The sequence below is a fragment of the Helicobacter sp. 16-1353 genome (genome assembly GCF_003288815.1).
Lineage (GTDB): Bacteria > Campylobacterota > Campylobacteria > Campylobacterales > Helicobacteraceae > NHYM01.
In genome coordinates this window covers 14,348-34,752 of sequence record NZ_NHYM01000008.1, presented here as the reverse complement: position 1 = coordinate 34,752, position 20,405 = coordinate 14,348, and the positions used below count along the sequence as shown (strand labels likewise).

Genomic DNA, 20,405 nt, shown 5'->3' with positions numbered 1-20,405 from the left:
GTGATTTTGATTTATGATATTTATCAAACATCTCCACAAGCCAATTTATGCCCTAGATTACAGGCTTTTTTGTTGTATTGCTTTGATTTTCTTATTAATTCTTTTTTATCTTTTCCACTTGCGTTGTTCGCATCACTCTCATATATATTTGCAAGAAGCCTACAACTATTCGAATTATTATAATCACAAGCTTTATTATAGAACTCTAATTCTTTATTTTTGTCTTTTTCTACTAAACCATAATGTGAACCTAAACTGCTACAACTACGCCCTTCTCGTAAATCATTGCAACCCCTCATAAAATATTTAAGCTTTAATTGTTTTGTTTCTAAATCATTCGTAGATAAACCAAGTTTGTTTGAATAATGAGAGCCTAAATCATAACAAGCGTCTTTGTTTCCAGCTTCACATTTTCTCTTATAATTTTCTATGTCGGCTTCGTTAATAGTGAAAGCAGACAAAAAAGCATAAGACAAAGCTAATAATAAAACTATTTTTTTCATTTTATTCCTTTGTAGCTTGATTTATGAAGTCTAATGTATGGGAGATTTTAGATTCCACATTTAATTCATTAAATTAATTATAAATCCTACATTATAAACTATTTCTTAAATATTTTTATAGAATCTTTATTGAGATAATGCTGTGAAATAATGTAATTTGTGGGCTTAGAATTTAATTTAGTAGAATCTAAACCAAAGAATCTAAATGGTGGAATCTTTTAAGGGAGTTTTTAAAGCTATTATTGATTTAACATTACATTCATAGAAACAATAGTAGCTCCAAGCATTACAGAAAAATATACAAAAAGTTTAAAAATGGAATAATCATCTTTATTAGTCTCAGTTAGTAGAAGCGACCACGAGCCACAAATAAGAAGCAATGCAAGTATTGAATGAAAATTATCGATAATATCTTTAATGTTTTTTAGAGCAATAAGACAAATAATAACGGCTATAGCGATATATATTTTTGTCTTATGCTCATCAAGGCGAAATACACGCCAAGCAACGCTAACTACCGCAAGCATTATTATATATTGATAATCGATACCATAATAGCCATCACCAAACGCAATAGGCGTAATCATTCTTTTTTAACTCGCAAATATTAATATTTATATTGCAAAGATTCTATTAGATTTTGAAATCCTAGGCAAATCTTGCAAAAATCAAATTTTACCTTGAACTTTGCAAGAGTGGAGATAGTGGCAAAATAGCATATAAAAGTATGGTGAATGAGATTCTCATAAAAACCACAATCCACCGCCCAAAAAAACGATAATTATGGTAAATATGATACTTGCAATATTTGAAGTTTGGCGACTGATTTCCCTGCCTACTACGCAGATTATAATACCAAATATAGCAAATAGTCCAACAAATTTCATCATAAAATAACAAGCAATCCCAAAAGCTATAAATGTAATGATATTAAACCCCCAATTTGTATCATTTTTGGCAAACATATACGAATATAAAGCTATCATAAGATACCCGCCTAAATGCATTTTCCCTCCAATTTATTAAATTAATTTCTAAAATTTCATTAAAAATTTATGCTATTTGCAATATTTCGACTCTAGTTTACAAGCTTTGTATAAAATATTATGTTTGTTTATATAAATCTAAAAATTACACAAAGAAAAGATATGTTTAAACTTATCCACAAGCTGGTTTATGCCCTAAATTACAAGCTTTTTTATAAAATTGCTTTGATTTTCTTATTAATTCTTTTTTATCTTTTCCACTTGCATTGTTAGCTTCTCTTTCAAGTTTACTAGCAAGTAAATAGCAACCACCGGCATCACCATAGCTACAAGCTTTTTCATAAAATTCAAATTCTTTATTTTTATCTTTTTCAACTATCGCATAATAAGAACCCAAGCTAGTGCAACTGCCACCTTCTCGTAAATCATTACAAGCTCTCATAAAATATTTAAGATTTAATTCCTTTGCTACTAAATCAGTATATCCAGAAGCACTAAAAGTATTAGAGTAATGAGAACCTAGCTTGCTACAAGCGTCCTTATCCCTAGCCTCACATCTTGCCTTATAACTTTCAATCTCTGATTCATCTAAATAGAAAGAGGCAAATAAATAGCCATAAGATAAAGCCAATATTAATAATATCTTTTTCATTTTATTCCTTTTGTGATTTTAAAAATTATGAAGTATATGGGAGAATCTAAGCTCTCCCATATTATATTATTTTACATAAAACCCAAAAAGGCTAATTCGATATTGCCTTTTTCTCTAGCCATTACTTGCGTTACAACAGCCCAAGCTAAGCCATTAGTTCTAAGATTATCTCGCTCACTAACAAGTTCTGCCAATGTTTTGTCTTTTAAAATATCTACATCGTCATTCCAGCCACCTGTAATAACTTCCGTTGCTAAAGCAAATAAGAATCCTGTTACTCCACCACCTGCCAATATTGAAGCAAGTTTTTTAAATATAGCTGAAGCAGCTGTTACCACTCTAGTATTTGTAAATACAATAAATCGATTCATTGTATACATTACAATATAAAACTATTCTTAAATATTTTTATAGAATCTTTATTGAGATAATCTTGTGAAATAATGTAATTTGTGGCATTTTAAGAATATTTATAAGATAATAAAGATTCTATCTTACAAGGTTGATTGAAACGACCACCCAATCAAAAATAAATCTTTTTAGGAAGTGAATCTTAGATTTTGAATCTAGAATCTAAGAAACTTTAAATATTCTTACATTCTTAAGTTTGCTTTATTTTGTCCTATCCATCGCTCGTTCTATGCTTACGCCTCATATAAGATTCTTAAAAATTGCTAAGTAATTTTAGGTTAAATAAAACCCTGTGCGTTAGTAGCAAATAGGAGTATTAGGCGGAAAAATGAAGTTTTGTATAATAGATTGCAAGAAAAACCAAAACCAAAACCATCTTCATAGAATCCTATTTTATCGCTTTAATTTGGCTTGTTTCATAAAAAAAGAGGGCAAAAAGGGCTTAAATGATGAATTTTCCAATTCGTGGCAAAACGAGCGGAGAGAGTTTCTTGCAAAACGAGCGGAGAGAGTTTCTTGCAAACGCAGTTTCTAGTAAAAGTGAAATTCGCTCCCCTTATCCCCCGAAGCCCCCAAAACAAGCGTAGCTTCCTTGCCAACTATTGATAATGCTTCTTGTCGTCGCTATGCTTTACATAGAATCTAAATTTACTAAAAATTACTTTAGCCATTTTAAAAAGATTCCGTGAGGAGTGAGCCTCATATTTAAAAAAGGGCGGTAGGTAGGACAAAATAAAAATTTTAAAGCTAAACAATTTATTAGAATCCAGATTCCCAAGAATCCAAATCTTTTAGAAGTTATATATGAGTTTTTGTGGATTTTTATGATTTTTAAGGAGGTGATTCGAAGCTAGAATCTAGCCTCGAATCTAAGAATTAAAAAGCGAAATTACATCATTCCGCCCATACCACCCATTCCGCCCATATCAGGCATTGGAGGCATTGGCTTATCTTCTTTTACTTCATTTATCGTTGCCTCAGTGGTAAGTAGTAGGCTAGAAACTGAAACAGCATTTTGCAATGCGATTCTAGCGACTTTTAGTGGGTCAATTATACCCTTATCAAACATATCTACATATTCTCCGCTACTTGCGTCAAATCCATAGCTATCTTTTTTAGATTTTTCAATCTCATTGACAACCACACCTTTATCATATCCAGCATTTTGTGCGATTTGCTTTAATGGAGCACTTATCGCTCTTTTGATGATGTCATAGCCGATTGCCTCATCGCCGTTTAGGGATAGTTTTACTTTCAATCCAGCACGGATTAGAGCTACGCCACCGCCAACTACAATGCCCTCTTCTACGGCTGCTTTTGTCGCAGATAGTGCGTCATCAACCCTATCTTTTTTCTCTTTCATCTCTACTTCGCTTGCCGCACCTACTTTGATTACAGCTACGCCACCGCTAAGCTTTGCAAGTCGCTCTTGGAGCTTTTCTTTATCATAGTCGCTTGTGGTAGTTTCGATTTGTGCTTTAATTTGCCCAATTCTAGCTTTCACATCGTCTTTTTTGCCCTTGCCATCGACTATTGTGGTGTTATCTTTATCGATTGAGATTCTAGCACATTGTCCTAAATCTGCAATTGTAGCGTTTTCTAATGTGCTTCCTAGTTCCTCGCTAATGACATTTCCACCAGTTAAAATCGCAATATCTTTTAGCATTTCTTTTCGCCTATCGCCAAAGCCCGGAGCCTTCACAGCAGCGACATTTAGCACACCTCGAAGTTTATTTACCACAAGTGTAGTTAGCGCTTCGCCCTCAATATCTTCAGCGATGATTAGTAGCGGTTTGCCACTTTTCATAGTAGATTCCAAAAGTGGCAGAATATCTTTCATAGAGGTGATTTTCTTATCAGTCAAAAGCACATATGGATTGTCTAGCTCGATAGTCATTTTCTCGCTATTTGTAACGAAATATGGGCTTAGATAGCCTCTATCAAACTGCATTCCCTCGACCACATTTAGCTCATCGTTGATTCCTTTTGCTTCCTCAACGGTGATAACGCCGTCTTTGCCGACTTTTTCCATTGCCTCAGCAATCAAGTTCCCGATATTTTCATCGGAGTTTGCGGAGATTGTAGCGACTTGAGCGATTTCTTTTTTACCTTTTATTTCTTTGCTTAGTTTTTTAAGCTCATCTATAATCGCATTTGTAGCCTTATCCATACCTCGTTTTACCTCGATTGGATTTGCTCCAGCTGTGATATTTCGTAAGCCTTCTTTAAAAATGCTATACGCTAGAACAGTTGCTGTAGTAGTTCCATCTCCTGCGGCATCGGCAGTTTTTGAAGCTACTTCTTTTACAAGCTGTGCACCCATATTTGCAATTGGCTCTTTTAGCTCGATTTCTTTAGCTACACTCACACCATCTTTTGTAATTGCTGGTGCACCATAGCTTTTTTGAATTAGGACATTTCGCCCTTTTGGTCCCATTGTTACCTTAACTGCGTCATTTAGCTGTTTAATACCATCAAATAGCTTATTTCTTGCATTATCCGAAAATACAATTTCTTTATTTGCCATAATTTTCTCCTTAAATATTAGTTTTAGCCTAAGATTCCAAGTAAATCTTCTGCGTCAATTACGATATATTCTTTGCCATCGATTTTGATTTCTGAGCCTTTGTATTTGTCAAATACCACATTATCGCCAACTTTGAAATCGCAATCTTTTTCAATTTTCTTGCTGATTGCTTTTACTGTTCCCACAAGTGGTTTTTCTTTTGCATTATCTGGAATGATTATCCCAGAAGTAGTTTTTGTTTCTTCTTCGATTCTTTCCAATAGAACGCGTTTATCAAGCGGTTTGAACTTCATAACTATCTCCTTACATTTGTGATATTTTTTGAAATTAAAATTTAAAAGTTTTCATAAAGCACCAAAAAATCATAAAACTTTTTTGGACTTAAATTTTAGCACTCTTAAAATTTAAGTGCTAGAATTATATGTTTTTTTAGATGATAAGTCAAGATAAAAATATAAAATATCATAATATTTATATGATAAGACTAAATATTATTTAGCTTGATTATGTAATTATTTAATAGTTCTAGTAACTAAATTATTATTAATATAGTTTTGTAATAAATTAATTGACACATTTAACTTTATGCTATAGAAGTTTTAATATTTGATTATTGGAGAAAGATTCTATATATTAATTTATCTTAGATAAAAGTAGTATTTTGGCACTATTTTCGATTATAGCGATAGTTTTTGCAAGTTGATATATATCCCTATCATAAATATATATCCCATATCCCTTTACTACTATAAAATTAATTTTATTTTGTTTTAAAAAGTTGCAAATCTCTACATCTGCCCTTTCATACCAACTATTATATTCTTTTGGGTCGTAAATGAGTATTTCTTTGCATTTTTTATATCCAAAATAATCTTGCGGTATGATTTTTGTATTATTTAATGAATAAGCAACGCTAAATGGCGGAAAGGCATATGCTATATATTTTGCTTCGTTTATTTCTCTATAAATAAATGAATGAATAAAGGCATCTATACTTGCATCTTGCCAACTATAATCTTGTTTGTGTGATAAAACTATAAGATTATTTTTAGAAATATCATCAAACATAGCATCTTTTGTGTTGATTATAAATTTACTATCATCTATTTTTGCAGAAATCGCCCCGTGAAAAATCCCAAAAAAGTTTTTTCTAAACATTGCTAAGGAGACTTCCATTAGCTCTTCTATTGTTTTATTATCTATATTTAACATAAATGGGATTCTAGCATAAATATAATATTTGTATTAGATGTAAGAGATAACCAAATCGCCATTATGCTGATGAATGCAGATAATTTAATTTTTAAGAAAAATGATTCTAATTTATATCTTATTAAAAACTATGATTATTTAAGTGGGCATTTGGGATTTTGGAGATTCAAAAATATATTTAGATGTCAAAAATTATTTAAGGATAATAAATTTAATGTTTATTGGGATTATAAAACCTAAATTATCATTAATTCTTATTTCAAAATAAATAGGCAGATTCCACTTTTGTTTGCGATAGTTTCTTAAAGAATGAGATATATGGCATTATATTAAATAAATCCTATAATCGCTTTTTGCGACACATTCGGCGATTATGTGGGATTCTACGCCCTCTTCATTTAAGATTCTATTTAGCTTTTCTGCCACTCTAGATTCTAAGGCGATTAAAAGTCCGCCGGAGGTTTGCGTGTCATAATAAATTATGTCGTTTTTTTGGTTTTTAATTTTGCTAGATTGGGCGGATTTGCTAGATTCTGCTAGAGAATCTAAGGCGTTAGATTCCGCAGATTTTCCGGATTTAGCAGAATCTAAAGAGCCGGATTTGCTAGATTCTGTAGATTCCCCAATTTTCGCCCCCATATTATTTTTTACCACAGATTCTAAAGCCATTTTATTTTTCCAGCTACCGCCCGGAACAGCCCCTTTCATCGAAAATTCCTCCACTCTATCAAAGAGCAGAATATTATTCGTGTAAATCTTTATCGAAATATTTTCATTTATCATTTCGTTCAAATGCCCGATAAGCCCAAAGCCCGTTACATCGCTACAAGCGTGGATTTCAAAGGCTTTTGCAACTTGCATTGCCTTTAGATTTAAACTCGCCATTGAAATTACCACATCTAAATTTGGCTTAAACTCCATTAGCCCAGCTTTCATTGCCGTCGTTAGAATCCCGCTTCCAAGCGGTTTGGTTAGGATTATAGAATCCCCAATTTTGGCAGTATTATTCCGCCAATAGCCTCCCTTAGGTGCGTCTTTTGCTTTTAGGTCAATTACGCCTGTTACGCTTAAGCCGAACTTCTGCTCTTTATCGTTTATGCTATGTCCGCCAAGCAAGGCACAATCCGCCTCTATTAGCTTGGAAAGTCCGCCTTGCAAGATTTCATTAACCTCGCTTGTGGTGATATGCACATCGTCCCACATAAGGATACTTAGGGCAGTTTTCGCCTCCGCACCTTTCGCAAAGACATCGCTTAGGGAGTTCGCCGCGGCAATCTGCCCATAGATATAGAGGCTATCGACTACCGGCGTGATAAAATCCACGCTCTGCACCAAAAGCATATCGCCCACTTGGTAGATTCCGCTATCGTCGTTGTCTTTAAAATCGACTAGCAAGTTTGGGTAATTTGGTTGATTGAGATTCGCTGTGATTTGTCTTAGGTCTGCCAGACCCACTTTTGCAGCTCAGCCCGCACAACTAACAAAATTTGTGATTTTCTTTATCTCTTCCACACTTTTATATACCTTAAAAAATTATATGAATTTATTCAAATATTATAACAAAATATTAGGTTTTTAATTTAATCAAGATTCGATAATTATATTTTGCTTTGCGGATTTTCTTGCAGTATTGTAACCTTAAAATAAATATATTGATTTATAACTTGTTTCTTAAAATAGTAAATATTCATTAATAATATCAATTAAATTAAATTAAATTATTTATAAAGATTAACTATATTAGACTAAATATTTATAAAAATTATGATAAAAAATAGCAATATTTTTATTAGAGTGCTAATTTTTTAAAAATTTATGCTATAATTCTTTTTGGATTTCTTATAATAATTTTAAAAGGATTTGATTTTGAATAAAAAACGCGAAAGATTATTGAATGAAATGATAGCAATCTATATCAAAGATGGTGAGCCTATCGGTTCTGAATCATTAAAGCTTAGTGTTGATATGAAAATCTCATCTGCTACTATAAGAAATTATTTTAAGGTTTTAGTTGATGAGGGAATCTTGGCACAACCGCATATTAGTAGCGGTAAAATCCCTACAAATAATACTTTAAAATCATATTGGCGAGCAAGAATTAATATTGCAAATGTCATTAATATTGATAGTATGGATAGCGTAAATAAGGCTAGTGAGGAATATAAAATATTTTGTAATATAAAAATTTTTAAACAAGAAACTTTACAAAAACTTATAAATTATGAAAACAAATATAGTATTTTAGTCTTTGATACGACAGAAACAATTGTGCCATATACGAAACATTTGCATAATTTTCTAAATGAATTACTTTATCAAGATATTGAGGAGATTAAAAACATCGCTAAAAGCGTATGTGCAAACTCTCTTTATACTAAATTAGAAAATATAAGTAGCTCTAAAGTTTATAATTTTGGCTTTGATGAGTTAAATTTTATTAAAGATTTAGGTTTTATTTTAAATCTCATTAAAGGTAAAATATACTACGAGCTTAAAAATGGATTTTATTTTGATTTGCTAGGAGAAGGGTATCTTGGTATATTACAAGACATAAGATTTAAAGATAATTATGGCAAGATGTTTGTAGCTGGTGAGTTAAGACGAGATTATAGTTCATTCTATAATGCAATTGCATCTTAAATCTTATAAAAGGAGGTTAATTTGGGACATAAAAATTTTAATGATAAAAATAAGAATAAAAAGCAAGATATAAAAGATGTAGATAATTTAGATTCTACAAACAATGGTGAAAATGAATTGGATTCTAAAGATTTATTAAAAGAAAAAGATTTAAAAATAAAGGAGTTAGAGGATAGATATGTGCGAGCGTATGCAGAGTTTGAGAATGTGAAAAAGAGATTGGAGCGGGAAAAATATCAAAGCTTGGAATATGCAAATGAAATGATTTTAAAAGATTTGCTTCCAGTGCTAGATACGCTTGAATCTGCACTAAATGGGATAGATTTAGATTCTAAAGATTCCACAGATTCTGCAAATCTAAAAGAAAAATTACAAAGCGTAAAAAACGGCATTCAGCTCACGCTTGAAAACTTCTTAAAAGCACTAAACAAGCACGGCATTACGCCAATTCCAGCGGATAAGGAGTTTGACCCAAATTTGCATAATGCCATTATGCAGGTCAAAGATGAGAGCAAAAACGATGGCGAAATATCCCAAGTTATGCAAAAGGGATATAAGTATAAAGAGCGTGTAATACGCCCTTCTATGGTTTCAATCACAAAAAACAATTAAAATTAAGGAGATAAAAATGAGTAAAGTTTTAGGAATAGATTTAGGAACAACAAATTCAGCAATGAGTATTTTTGAGGGCAATGAGGCGAAAATCATAGCCAACAAAGAGGGTAAAAACACCACCCCATCAATCGTAGCATTTACCGATAAAGGTGAGATTCTAGTGGGTGAGAGTGCAAAACGACAGGCAATCACAAATCCACAAAAAACGATTTATTCGATTAAGCGAATTATGGGGCTTATGTTTAATGAAGACAAAGCTAAAGAGGCTGAGAAACGATTGCCTTATAAGATTGTCGATAGGAATGGAGCGTGTGCTGTTGAAATTAGTGGGAAAATCTACACCCCACAAGAAATCAGTGCGAAAATCCTAATGAAGCTAAAAGAGGACGCCGAGGCGTATCTGGGCGAAAGCGTAAGCGAGGCGGTGATAACTGTGCCGGCGTATTTCAACGATAGCCAACGAAAGGCGACAAAAGAGGCTGGAACTATCGCTGGGCTAAATGTCTTGCGGATTATAAATGAGCCTACAAGTGCGGCTTTAGCCTATGGCTTGGATAAGAAAGAATCTGAGAAAATTATGGTTTATGACCTTGGTGGCGGGACATTCGATGTGACCGTGCTAGAGACTGGGGATAATGTAGTGGAGGTTCTAGCTACTGGCGGAGATGCCTTCCTTGGGGGCGATGACTTTGATAATCGCATAATTGATTGGGCGGCAAAGGAGTTTAAAGATGAGAGCGGTATTGATATAAAAAATGATGTAATGGCGTTGCAGAGGCTAAAAGACGCCGCAGAAAATGCCAAAAAAGAGCTAAGTAGTGCGAGTGAGAGCGAGATAAACTTGCCATTTATCACAGCTGATGCAAGTGGTCCAAAACACTTGGTTAAAAAGCTCACTAGAGCGAAGTTTGAGAGCCTAATCGATGACTTAATCGAGCAAACGATTAAAAAAATAGAAGAGGTTATTAAGGATTCCAAACTCTCTAAAAGCGATATTTCTGAGGTTGTGATGGTCGGCGGCTCTACTAGAATCCCAAAAGTCCAAGATAGAGTTAAGGAATTCACCAACAAAGAGCTTAATAAGTCGGTCAATCCAGATGAGGTTGTGGCGATTGGAGCGGCGATTCAAGGTGGGGTGTTAAAAGGCGATGTGAAAGATGTGCTATTGCTTGATGTAACGCCACTTAGCCTAGGGATTGAGACTTTGGGCGGCGTGATGACAAAGGTTATCGAACGAGGGATTACCATTCCGGCGAAAAAAGCGCAGATTTTCTCCACCGCAGAAGATAATCAACCAGCAGTTTCTATACATGTTTTACAAGGCGAAAGGGAGCTTGCAAGGGATAATAAATCGCTAGGGCGATTTGATTTGACTGGGATTCCATCTGCTCCTAGGGGTGTGCCGCAAATCGAGGTTACATTCGATATTGACGCTAATGGAATCCTAACTGTTAGCGCGAAAGATAAGGCAACAGGCAAGTCCCAAGAAATCAAAATCACTGGCTCAAGCGGACTAAGCGATAGCGAAATAGATAAAATGGTAAAAGACGCCGAGCTACACAAGGAGGAGGACGCCAAGCGAAAAGAGGTGATTGAGGCACGAAATACGGCGGATTCCCTAGTGTATCAAACTGAAAAAAGCCTAGGCGAGATAAAAGAGGGCTTGAGTGATGATGATAGGGCGAATATCACAAAGGCGATTGAGGACTTAAAAGCGACATTGAAAAATGAAAATGCTTCAAAAGAAGAGATAGATTCCAAAATAAAAGCCCTAAATGATGTGAGCCACAAACTAGCCGAAGCAATGTATGCCAAATCTGGCGATAAAAATGGAGCTGGAGCATCTAGCGGTGAATCTAGAGCAGAATCTAAAAAAGATGATGATGTAATCGACGCTGAAGTCGAGTAGTTTTTATGGCAATTATTATATATAATTGCCATATTATTTGCTATGTTTTTAATACAATCTATGGTTAAGAATCTGCTTCTTAATTATTAAATCTTCAATTATTTTAAAATCATATTTTCAATTTGCACTTGGTGCTAAGTAATACAAATCTTATAATCTTAAAATATAAATATCAAAAGATAAAGAAACCTAAAATTTATAAGCTATGTTTTGATAGCATTAGATTTATTTTTTAAGGATTGTTTTGAATAGAAATGTAGCATTTAAGCTTTTTTTCATATCTTTAGGGATTTTTCTTTTTCTCCTTTGTTTAAATTTCTTACTTCCACCGCAAGCCGATGATTTATATGCTGCAATAAAAGCAAAAGATGGTATAAAATCCTCAATAGAATCCTATCTATCTTGGAATGGCAGAATTGGAGAGTTACTTTTTGTCGGCTTTGTTGGTGGCATAAATGAGCATTTATTTGATGTTTTAAATGCTTTTGTTGGAACAATCTTTATCTTTATATTTTTTATATTTATATTCGCGAAAACCCCATCAACATCAAAAGATTTTCTTACTATTTTATTAATTTGTTTTTTATTGCTTTATTTTGCACCATTTGGGGCGGATTTTCTATGGGGTGCTGGAAGTGTAAATTATATGTGGGGAATCCTGCTTTTAATGCTTGTTTTACTTCCATATCGATTATTTTATCAAGATATTTTTACACATCAAAAAACATTATTTTGTGTTAAAAATAGATTTTTGCCATTATTTATTATATTTAGCTTTTTTGGAGGAATGGCAAGTGAGCCGATAGGAGCGGTTAGCATAGTAATTCATATTATATTATTATGCTATGCACTCAAAGTAAAAATAAAGATTCCATTGTGGTATATATTGGGGATTGTATTTTTTATACTAGGATTCTGTGTTTTATACTTTTCTCCCGGAAATGCCGCAAGAGCATCAATGTCTGTTTTAGATGGGCAGTTTTTAACTTTGGGAGAGTTGTTGCACCTTTCCTTTAGCGATAAAATAGGCAGAATCTTAGCTACCTTAGATTCATCTAAAACATTCATTTTTGAATTTTTTGTTTTTATTATATTCGCGATATTTTGTAGATTTAAAGTCGTAGATAGATTTAAAATAGCATATTTTGCACTTTGTGTTTGTGTGCTTGTGCTACTTTTATTAAATACTAATACGCTTTTATATCACATTCTTGTATTTTTCTTACTTTGGTATTTGAGAAAAGATAGGATATTTTTTATTATTTTCTGTCTTTATTTGGTTTATTTGCTTTTATGTTTATCTGGGATTCAGATTCTCATATTACCACCTCGTGCAAGACTAGGAGATAATATGATTATTATTGCGATATTTTGTATTTTATATAATAAATTAGTAAATTCTAAGATTGTAAATTTAGCACTAATATGCCTTACTATTGGCTATAGTAGTTTTGTTTTTAGCGATTATTATGCATTTTATAATCGTTGGAATAATATGCTGACTTATATACAAAAGCAGAAATCTATGGGGAATTATGATGTTGTAGTGGAGAATATTTTTAGATTCAAGTATCGTAATTTTATAGATTCTCTGCTTCCTACAGATATTCCACAAGAAAGTCCAAATCCGCTTTATGCTCATAAATTTGGATTAAATAGCTTTCGTGTTGATGAGTTTTATTAATTCCTATGTGATATAATTCTTTTAAATAATATTTTGGAGTAAAAAATGAAAATAATTGTAATTCAAGGACCAAATCTAAATATGCTAGGACACAGAGACCCACGACTTTATGGACCGATGAAGTTAGAGCAGATTCATCAAAATCTTGAGACTTTAGCAAAGCAAAATAATTTTGAAGTAGAATTTTTTCAAAGTAATTTTGAGGGTGAAATCGTAGATAAGATTCAAGAATGTATCGGCGTGAGCGATGGAATCCTAATAAATCCTGCTGCATTTTCACATACATCAGTAGCGATAGCCGATGCAATTGCATTAGCTGGAATGCCTGTTGTGGAAGTGCATTTGAGTAATATTTTTGCGAGAGAAGATTTTAGAAAAAAATCTTATAGTGGTGCAGCTAGTGCTGGTGTGATAACGGGATTTGGACCTTTTGGGTATCATTTGGGATTATTATCATTAATGCAGATAATAACAGAAATAAATGCACAAAAACAGCAAGAGCAGAAATAATGTCATTTATTACAATGAACGAAAGTGCTATGTTTTATGAATGTGGATTCTCCTGTGATAATGGAATCTTGTTTAAAAACGATGAGCATATATATTTTATAACGGATAGTAGGTATACGCTTGAAGCAAAGGAAAGAACAAAACATAGAAAAAATATCGAGATTATAGATAGCGATGACTTAGTAAAAAGCCTTTTTCTTGTCGCAAAAGATGAGAAGGATATAGTTTTTGACCCATTTGATTTGAATCTAGAATCTTATAATAAAATCAGCTCTAAGTTAAATCTAAAAGCCGAAATTAGTTTTCATAAAAAACTAAGAATGATAAAAAGCGAAGATGAGATTAATATTATTAAAAAATCGCAAAAGTTAAACAAAAAAGCGTTTAAAAAATTTGCAAAATATCTAAGTAGAAACAATATTGATGGTAGAGATGAGTATTATTTGAATTTCAAAGCAAGGCAGTTTTTGGAGCATAAAGGCAAATATTCTCTTTCATTTAGTCCTATTGTTGCATTAAATAAAAATGCTGCTAAACCCCACGCACAAGCCACAAAAGATAGATTTAAAAAGGGCGATTTGATTTTATTTGATGCAGGGATTAAATACAATCGATATTGTTCGGATATGACTAGAAGTGCGTATTATGATGGGGAGATTCGCTTTTCAAAATCACAGAAATTCCCTAAACAAATACAAAAGATTTATGACATTGTTCTAAAAGCACAAAAAAATGCGATTAATAAAGCAAGAAGCGGAATGATGGCAAAGGAGATTGACCATATTGCAAGGGATATTATATTAAAAGCTGGGTATGGAGATTATTTCACCCATTCTACAGGACACGGAATAGGGCTTGATATTCACGAATTTCCTATAATCTCACGCAAAAGTGATACGATTATAGAAGATGGAATGGTTTTTTCTATAGAGCCAGGAATCTATATTCCAAATGATTTTGGGATTAGAATTGAGGATTTAGTTGTGATGAAAAATGGCAGAGCGGAGATTCTATAAAAACAAGGGGAGAATATGCGAGAAATAATTTGCCATTCATTTTTTCCTATGAAACAAACAAATAGATTATATTTGCAAAATACCAGCATTTTATCACTTGGTGGGAATCTTAAAAATCCCATCAAAACATTTATAAATCTATTTCGAAGTTTGCAAAATAATCGCAATATAGTTTTAGTTTCAACATCGCCGATATATAAAAATCCCCCATTTGGATATACTAATCAAAATGATTTTTATAATGCTACGATGATTTTGACTACTAATATGTGCTTGATTGAATTTTATAGATTTGTTTTTTACTTGGAGCGTATTTTTGGTAGGAAAAGAAAAAGGAAGTTTAAAAATGCCCCGAGAATCCTAGATATTGATATTTTATTTTTTAATGATATTTTTTTTAGAAGTAGTAAGCTAAATATTCCTCATCCGCATTGGCAGGAGAGAGAGAGCGTTCTCATTCCTCTTTTATATCAAGTTAATTACAAGGGAAACTAAATGCAAGATTTGCAGATGTATACATACACAGCTCCAAGCTATAAAGAAACGATGGAGATTGCGAAGAATAAACACGGCGAAGATGCACTCATCGTATCTTCTAAGGAAATTCGCAAGAAATCATTATTGGAAAATGGATTGTGGGAGATAGTTGTAGTTGCTCCAAAACAAGAAGTAAAACAAGAGGTAGTGGATAATGATGAAGATGAATTGCCCGATAATAGCGTTCAAAAACGATTACAAGATATTGCACAAAAGGCAATTGAGCGAAAAAAAGAGCTAAAAGAACGACAAAATAGTGATATTAGCACCCAAATAACTAATGCAGTAAAAGAAATAGCCAAATTAACCCCACTTACGCAGAAAAATTCTATAAACCCTAGAGAAAACATACCAAATACCAAACAAACAGAAGATTCTATAAGTAAAGATTCTAAGATAAAGGATTCCATAGCTAGAGAAATGGTAGCTAAAAGAAACCAAGAAGAGCCAAAAGAATTAAAAAGCATTTGGCAAGAGCTTGATAAGATGAATGATAAAATGAAGCTAATACAAAGTATGTTTTGGAATAATATGAATGTTCGCACACAAAATACAAATAATATTCCACATGAATTTGCTGAGATTTATAGAATCTGCAAAAATAGTGGAATGAAAAATGAACATTTAGATGAGATTATGCAATTATCGCAGAATCTTATGCCTGTAAATATGCGTGAAAATAGCATTACAATCAAGCGATATTTTAGGGAAGTTTTACGAAAAATGATTTCTTGTAGACCTGAAAATATAGATATGAAGCGAAAGCGAATCGTTATGCTAGTAGGTCCAACAGGTGTGGGGAAAACCACGACTCTAGCCAAACTAGCTACACATTATTCTGTTCGCCATAAATACAAAGTAGGGCTTATTACACTTGATAGCTATAGAATCGGGGCTTTCGACCAACTTGCTTTTTATGCAAAAAAACTAAAACTTTCGATAAATGCAGTTAATGACACAGTGGAATTCACCCGCTCATTGGAAGATTTGAAATATTGTGATTATATTTTGATTGATACGATTGGAAGCTCACAACACGATAAACAAAAACTTGATATTTTAAAAAAATATGTAAATGCGGATTATAATATCGATGTGAATCTTATATTATCCGCAACTACAAGATATGAGGATTTGCGTGATATTTATAATTCTTTTGGAATCTTAAATATCGATACTCTTATTTTTTCCAAGCTTGATGAAAGCAAGGGATTTGGAAATATTTTTTCACTAATCTATGACACAAAAAAGCCTGTTAGTTATTTTACTATCGGGCAGGAAGTGCCAGAGGATATTTTAGTAGCTAGGAATGACTATCTAGCAGATTGTATCATCAATGGTTTTTCAAAGCCAAAAAGAGATGAGATTCTGCGATGAGAAATCAGGCATCTGGATTAGACAAACTTTTAAGCGAGGTAAAACCTGCTACAAAATCAACAAAATTTATTGCTATTACAAGCGGTAAAGGTGGCGTTGGAAAATCTACAATAAGTGCAAATATGGCTTATACGCTATGGGCGATGGGTTATAAAGTAGGTATATTTGATGCAGATATTGGGTTGGCAAATTTAGATTTAATCTTTGGTGTAAAAGTAAAAAATAATTTACTTGATGTTTTAAAGGGAAATGCGTCATTTGAGGATATTATAATAAATATTGAAAGTGGTTTATATCTAATACCCGGACACACAGGAGATGAGATATTAAAATATAATACAAATATCTTAGAAAAGTTAAACACCCAAAGCGTTATTTTAGATTCCCTAGATTATCTTATAATTGATACAGGGGCAGGGATAGGGGAGAGTGTCCAAACATTTTTAAATGCAAGTGATTATTTAGTTGTGGTTACTATGCCAGACCCAGCAGCTCTAACAGATGCTTATGCTTCAATAAAGGTTTCTTCAAAGCATAAGGATAGAATCTATATGATAATAAATCAAGTTCGAAATACCAAAGAAGCGACAAAAGTATTTGAGCGAATTAAAAGTGTAGCTAGTAGCAATATACCAAATCTAGAGCTAGAAATGCTTGGCAAAATATCAAGTAGCGATATAATTATCCAATCAAATAGACAGCGAAAATTATTTGCTAAAGCTCTCCCGCAATCCAATGTAACCGCTAGTATTCAAACAATAACTAGAAATCTTTTAAATAATATGGAACAAAATGTGCTTTTAAATAATGAAAGTGGGTTTAGTAGATTCTTGAGGAATATATTGTATCGATTTTAATTTATTTTTAGAGAAAAATATTGAAACAAGATAATTATATGAGTTTTAGCATTGTTGCAGGATTTTTCATAGGGCTTATTATCTCTATCATTAAATTTAATACGCCGGAATTAATTATTCTTTGCACGATTATTTGCACCATTTCTTTATATTTAATCGTAATTTTTTGCGTATCTTTTTATATGATGTTTATCGATTATAATGAAACAAAACTCAATACAGATAAGCTAGATTCTACTCTTGATTATTATTTGAATGAATTTGATAAAAGAGAAAAAGAGATTCTTAGCGTTAGAAAATATTTAAAGCATAGTATAAGTTCATTAAATGACAATAGAGAGGAATAGATATGCTAAAGCAACCTCTAGATAAATATAAAGCAGAGTTGAAAAATGCACAAGATGCATTGATGTTGCAGTATATGCCAGCACTTCGGGCGATGGCATTTCGCCTAAGAGAGCGACTCCCAAGCTCTATTGATATTAATGACCTTATTTCTATTGGCACTGAAGAGATGATAAAACTTGCAAGGCGATATGATAGCTCGATAAATGACTCATTTTGGGGCTATGCCAAAATGAGAGTTTATGGCTCAATGTTGGATTATTTGCGTGGGCTTGATATAGTATCTCGTGCAAATAGAAAACTTATAAAATCCATCGATAGGGAAGTATCAAAATATTTTAACGAATACGAGGAAGAGCCAAGCGATGAGTATTTAGCAGAGATTCTAAATGAAGATATTAAGAAAATAAAAGAAGCAAGAATCGCTTCGGATATTTACGCTCTTGTTTCTATTGATGAGCAATACAATGCAATAGAGGGTGATAATACTATTGAAAAAATACAAAAAGATGAATTAGTCGAGATAATCCAATCTGTTTTGCAGACATTATCAAAAAGAGAGCAAATGATAATCCAACTTTATTATTTTGAGGAATTATCATTAAATGAGATAAGTGAAATATTAAATATTACAAGTTCGAGAATCTCACAGATTCACAAAGAAGTAATTAAAAAAGTAAGACTTAGAGTGGGGGATATAAATGGCTGATATATTAAGCCAAGAAGAAATCGACGCCTTGCTTGAAGTCGTAGAAGATGATAGCGATGATAAATCAAGCCTAGAAAATAATGAGATTTTTAATCGCAAACAAGTTACATTATATGATTTTAAACGACCAAATCGAGTAAGTAAAGAGCAACTTCGAGCATTTCGCGGAATCCACGATAAAATGGCACGGAATCTTAGCTCCCAGATTTCAGCTATTATGCGAAGCATCGTGGAGATTCAGCTCCATAGTGTAGACCAAATGACTTATGGCGAGTTTTTGATGAGTTTGCCAAGTCCAACTAGCTTTAATGTATTTTCGATGAAGCCACTTGATGGAAGTGGCGTTTTGGAGATAAATCCAAGCATTGCATTTCCTATGATTGATAGACTTTTGGGTGGAAGTGGCGAACCATACGAAAATAATAGGGATTTTAGTGATATTGAACTAAGTTTATTAGATACGATTTTACGCCACATAATGCAGAATCTAAAAGATGCTTGGGCACCTATAACGGAGATTTACCCAAGTGTCGATGCTAAGGAATCTTCGCCAAGCGTTATCCAAATAGTCGCACAAAATGAGATTGTTATTATGGTGGTTATGGAGATAATAATTGGGCATAGTAATGGAATGATGAATATCTGCTATCCGGTAATTTCGCTAGAATCTGTGTTATCTCGCCTTGCAAGTAGGGATTTAATGCTAAGTGAAACTAGCTCCAAAAAGAGCAGAAATAAGGAATTACAAGTTTTAATCGGCGGAGCTATTGTCAATGTATCAGCTATGCTTGGAAGTGCGAGATTGAGTATGATGGATATTTTAGATTTAAAAGAAGGGGATATTGTTCGCCTTGATAGAGTAGCTGATGATACGGTAATAGTGAATATTGATGATAGAGACAAATACATAGGTGAAATTGGTTTGCAAAGATATAGAAAAATAATTAAAATAAAAGATGTGATTGTAACAGAAAAAGATAAGGTAAAAGAAGTATTAGAAATGCTAGAAAGCAACCGCAAACATCGTGCCGAAAATATCAAAGAGGAGGACGATATAAAATGAATAGTTTTATAAATCTAATCCAAAATGAAAGTATATCCACTATAGAGGGTTTAACAGGGAAAAAGCCAAGTATAAACTATAGTGATATAGTAAATAAAAATAAGATTAACATACAAGGTTCATTCGCTTTTATTGAATTAGAAAATAATAATGGCTCAAAAATAGCATTTTTATCCCCAAGTGATTTATCTAGTGCATTGGCAGATTTAATGCTGGGCGGAGATGGGATAAGTAGCCAAACAATTACAAATGATGATTTAGATGCGGTAAAAGAGATTGTATCAAATATATTTGGGGCATTATCCACCACCTTAAAAGGGCAAAAAGATTTGCCTAAAATGGATTTTAAAGTAGTGGATTCTAAGATTCTAAGTAAAAGTGAAAATTTGGATAATTTCGATTTTGGCTCTACTTTCTCATTTGACCTAAATAATATCCATTCTAATTTTATTATTTTATTAGGAAAATCATTAATGGGGGAATTAGACAAAGATTCCGCTACACAGATAAGTAATGTTGGGAATCCTCAAGAACAAGTAGCCCATCATCTAAATTCTGCCGAGATTAGAAATATTAATATGCTACTTGATGTAAAAATGCAGGTTAAGGTTCGCATAGGACAGAAAAAAATGCTACTTAAAGATGTAATCTCAATGGATATTGGAAGTGTAATCGAGCTAAATCAGCTTGCAAACGACCCATTAGAAATATTGGTTGGCGATAAAGTCATAGCAAAAGGCGAAGTTGTAATAATTGATGGAAACTTCGGCGTCCAAATCACAGAAATCGGCACAAAGAAAGAGAGATTAGAGCAGTTAAAACTCTAATGCAATTTTGCTATAATTATCAATA

At 32.8% G+C, this 20,405-nt stretch carries 22 protein-coding genes and 1 pseudogene; 14 read left to right on the top strand and 9 right to left on the bottom strand.

Translation table 11 applies throughout. The features are described 5' to 3' along the window. Window positions 1–23: 23 nt before the first annotated feature. The 5 genes from CCY99_RS06035 to CCY99_RS06015 form a co-directional block, all read right to left on the bottom strand. Window positions 24–503, bottom strand: a complete 480-nt coding sequence (locus CCY99_RS06035; RefSeq protein WP_112060523.1) for a sel1 repeat family protein — start codon at window positions 501–503, stop codon at window positions 24–26. A 239-nt stretch (window positions 504–742) separates the two neighbouring features. Further along, window positions 743–1,090, bottom strand: a complete 348-nt coding sequence (locus CCY99_RS06030; protein WP_112060522.1) for a hypothetical protein — start codon at window positions 1,088–1,090, stop codon at window positions 743–745. A 156-nt stretch (window positions 1,091–1,246) separates the two neighbouring features. Next, window positions 1,247–1,489, bottom strand: coding sequence for a hypothetical protein (locus CCY99_RS06025; RefSeq protein ID WP_146744950.1), 243 nt, complete (start codon window positions 1,487–1,489; stop codon window positions 1,247–1,249). A 172-nt stretch (window positions 1,490–1,661) separates the two neighbouring features. Continuing rightward, window positions 1,662–2,141, bottom strand: a complete 480-nt coding sequence (locus CCY99_RS06020) for a sel1 repeat family protein (protein ID WP_112060520.1) — start codon at window positions 2,139–2,141, stop codon at window positions 1,662–1,664. A gap of 71 nt (window positions 2,142–2,212) precedes the next feature. After that, entirely contained in the window at window positions 2,213–2,512 is a 300-nt protein-coding gene (locus CCY99_RS06015; protein WP_112060519.1) for a hypothetical protein, read from the bottom strand. Window positions 2,513–2,880: 368 nt separating this feature from the next. On the opposite strand from CCY99_RS06015, the gene CCY99_RS09340 reads away from it, so the two are divergent. Beyond that, complete coding sequence (locus tag CCY99_RS09340; protein ID WP_146744949.1) at window positions 2,881–3,087, top strand: hypothetical protein; 207 nt, start codon at window positions 2,881–2,883, stop codon at window positions 3,085–3,087. Window positions 3,088–3,441: 354 nt separating this feature from the next. Here the strand turns inward: CCY99_RS09340 and groL are convergent, their stop codons facing one another. The 4 genes and pseudogenes from groL to selD all read right to left on the bottom strand — a co-directional run bounded on the left by groL (window position 3,442) and on the right by selD (window position 7,746). Further along, window positions 3,442–5,079 (bottom strand): chaperonin GroEL, encoded by a 1,638-nt coding sequence (groL, locus tag CCY99_RS06010; protein ID WP_112060518.1) that lies wholly within the window; start codon window positions 5,077–5,079, stop codon window positions 3,442–3,444. Window positions 5,080–5,108: 29 nt separating this feature from the next. Beyond that, window positions 5,109–5,372, bottom strand: a pseudogene (groES, locus tag CCY99_RS06005) (co-chaperone GroES); the annotation flags it as partial. A gap of 340 nt (window positions 5,373–5,712) precedes the next feature. Next, window positions 5,713–6,291, bottom strand: coding sequence for a class II aldolase and adducin N-terminal domain-containing protein (locus CCY99_RS06000; protein WP_112060516.1), 579 nt, complete (start codon window positions 6,289–6,291; stop codon window positions 5,713–5,715). A 324-nt stretch (window positions 6,292–6,615) separates the two neighbouring features. Continuing rightward, window positions 6,616–7,746, bottom strand: a complete 1,131-nt coding sequence (selD, locus tag CCY99_RS05995) for a selenide, water dikinase SelD (RefSeq protein ID WP_112060515.1) — start codon at window positions 7,744–7,746, stop codon at window positions 6,616–6,618. A gap of 411 nt (window positions 7,747–8,157) precedes the next feature. On the opposite strand from selD, the gene CCY99_RS05990 reads away from it, so the two are divergent. The 13 genes from CCY99_RS05990 to fliY all read left to right on the top strand — a co-directional run bounded on the left by CCY99_RS05990 (window position 8,158) and on the right by fliY (window position 20,380). Continuing rightward, window positions 8,158–8,931 (top strand): heat-shock protein, encoded by a 774-nt coding sequence (locus CCY99_RS05990; RefSeq protein WP_112060514.1) that lies wholly within the window; start codon window positions 8,158–8,160, stop codon window positions 8,929–8,931. Between the two features lie 21 nt (window positions 8,932–8,952). Continuing rightward, on the top strand, window positions 8,953–9,543 hold the full coding sequence (gene grpE, locus CCY99_RS05985) for a nucleotide exchange factor GrpE (protein WP_112060513.1): 591 nt from the start codon (window positions 8,953–8,955) through the stop codon (window positions 9,541–9,543). 16 nt (window positions 9,544–9,559) lie between these two features. Continuing rightward, on the top strand, window positions 9,560–11,455 hold the full coding sequence (gene dnaK, locus CCY99_RS05980; protein ID WP_112060512.1) for a molecular chaperone DnaK: 1,896 nt from the start codon (window positions 9,560–9,562) through the stop codon (window positions 11,453–11,455). A gap of 244 nt (window positions 11,456–11,699) precedes the next feature. After that, complete coding sequence (locus CCY99_RS05975) at window positions 11,700–13,139, top strand: DUF6056 family protein (RefSeq protein ID WP_112060511.1); 1,440 nt, start codon at window positions 11,700–11,702, stop codon at window positions 13,137–13,139. A gap of 45 nt (window positions 13,140–13,184) precedes the next feature. Then, window positions 13,185–13,649, top strand: a complete 465-nt coding sequence (gene aroQ, locus CCY99_RS05970; protein WP_112060510.1) for a type II 3-dehydroquinate dehydratase — start codon at window positions 13,185–13,187, stop codon at window positions 13,647–13,649. Further along, window positions 13,649–14,665 (top strand): M24 family metallopeptidase, encoded by a 1,017-nt coding sequence (locus tag CCY99_RS05965; protein WP_112060509.1) that lies wholly within the window; start codon window positions 13,649–13,651, stop codon window positions 14,663–14,665. The genes aroQ and CCY99_RS05965 overlap by 1 nt, the downstream gene beginning before the upstream one ends. Window positions 14,666–14,680: 15 nt before the next feature. Next, the gene (gene folK / locus CCY99_RS05960) at window positions 14,681–15,160 is read left to right on the top strand and encodes a 2-amino-4-hydroxy-6-hydroxymethyldihydropteridine diphosphokinase (RefSeq protein WP_112060508.1); all 480 of its coding nucleotides are present in this window, start codon (window positions 14,681–14,683) and stop codon (window positions 15,158–15,160) included. Between the two features lie 9 nt (window positions 15,161–15,169). Beyond that, window positions 15,170–16,579: a flagellar biosynthesis protein FlhF gene (gene flhF / locus CCY99_RS05955; RefSeq protein WP_112060584.1), complete on the top strand. Its 1,410-nt coding sequence runs from the start codon at window positions 15,170–15,172 to the stop codon at window positions 16,577–16,579. Further along, window positions 16,576–17,436: a P-loop NTPase gene (locus tag CCY99_RS05950; protein WP_112060507.1), complete on the top strand. Its 861-nt coding sequence runs from the start codon at window positions 16,576–16,578 to the stop codon at window positions 17,434–17,436. The genes flhF and CCY99_RS05950 overlap by 4 nt, the downstream gene beginning before the upstream one ends. A gap of 20 nt (window positions 17,437–17,456) precedes the next feature. After that, window positions 17,457–17,783, top strand: coding sequence for a hypothetical protein (locus CCY99_RS05945; RefSeq protein ID WP_112060506.1), 327 nt, complete (start codon window positions 17,457–17,459; stop codon window positions 17,781–17,783). A gap of 2 nt (window positions 17,784–17,785) precedes the next feature. Further along, window positions 17,786–18,490: an RNA polymerase sigma factor FliA gene (locus CCY99_RS05940; RefSeq protein ID WP_112060505.1), complete on the top strand. Its 705-nt coding sequence runs from the start codon at window positions 17,786–17,788 to the stop codon at window positions 18,488–18,490. Next, complete coding sequence (gene fliM, locus CCY99_RS05935) at window positions 18,483–19,553, top strand: flagellar motor switch protein FliM (protein WP_112060504.1); 1,071 nt, start codon at window positions 18,483–18,485, stop codon at window positions 19,551–19,553. Before CCY99_RS05940 ends, fliM begins: the two co-directional genes overlap by 8 nt. Next, the gene (fliY, locus tag CCY99_RS05930) at window positions 19,550–20,380 is read left to right on the top strand and encodes a flagellar motor switch protein FliY (protein WP_112060503.1); all 831 of its coding nucleotides are present in this window, start codon (window positions 19,550–19,552) and stop codon (window positions 20,378–20,380) included. The genes fliM and fliY overlap by 4 nt, the downstream gene beginning before the upstream one ends. Window positions 20,381–20,405 lie beyond the last annotated feature (25 nt).

Coding starts and splice junctions, on each gene's coding strand:
- fliM (WP_112060504.1), top strand. CDS start 18,483: ATGGCTGATATATTAAGCCAAGAAGAAATCGACGCCTTGCTTGAAGTC.
- aroQ (WP_112060510.1), top strand. CDS start 13,185: ATGAAAATAATTGTAATTCAAGGACCAAATCTAAATATGCTAGGACAC.
- groL (WP_112060518.1), bottom strand. CDS start 5,079: ATGGCAAATAAAGAAATTGTATTTTCGGATAATGCAAGAAATAAGCTA.
- CCY99_RS06020 (WP_112060520.1), bottom strand. CDS start 2,141: ATGAAAAAGATATTATTAATATTGGCTTTATCTTATGGCTATTTATTT.
- CCY99_RS09340 (WP_146744949.1), top strand. CDS start 2,881: ATGAAGTTTTGTATAATAGATTGCAAGAAAAACCAAAACCAAAACCAT.
- dnaK (WP_112060512.1), top strand. CDS start 9,560: ATGAGTAAAGTTTTAGGAATAGATTTAGGAACAACAAATTCAGCAATG.
- CCY99_RS05950 (WP_112060507.1), top strand. CDS start 16,576: ATGAGAAATCAGGCATCTGGATTAGACAAACTTTTAAGCGAGGTAAAA.
- CCY99_RS06025 (WP_146744950.1), bottom strand. CDS start 1,489: ATGATAGCTTTATATTCGTATATGTTTGCCAAAAATGATACAAATTGG.
- folK (WP_112060508.1), top strand. CDS start 14,681: ATGCGAGAAATAATTTGCCATTCATTTTTTCCTATGAAACAAACAAAT.
- CCY99_RS06000 (WP_112060516.1), bottom strand. CDS start 6,291: ATGTTAAATATAGATAATAAAACAATAGAAGAGCTAATGGAAGTCTCC.
- fliY (WP_112060503.1), top strand. CDS start 19,550: ATGAATAGTTTTATAAATCTAATCCAAAATGAAAGTATATCCACTATA.
- CCY99_RS05965 (WP_112060509.1), top strand. CDS start 13,649: ATGTCATTTATTACAATGAACGAAAGTGCTATGTTTTATGAATGTGGA.
- CCY99_RS05940 (WP_112060505.1), top strand. CDS start 17,786: ATGCTAAAGCAACCTCTAGATAAATATAAAGCAGAGTTGAAAAATGCA.
- CCY99_RS06015 (WP_112060519.1), bottom strand. CDS start 2,512: ATGAATCGATTTATTGTATTTACAAATACTAGAGTGGTAACAGCTGCT.
- CCY99_RS06030 (WP_112060522.1), bottom strand. CDS start 1,090: ATGATTACGCCTATTGCGTTTGGTGATGGCTATTATGGTATCGATTAT.
- CCY99_RS06035 (WP_112060523.1), bottom strand. CDS start 503: ATGAAAAAAATAGTTTTATTATTAGCTTTGTCTTATGCTTTTTTGTCT.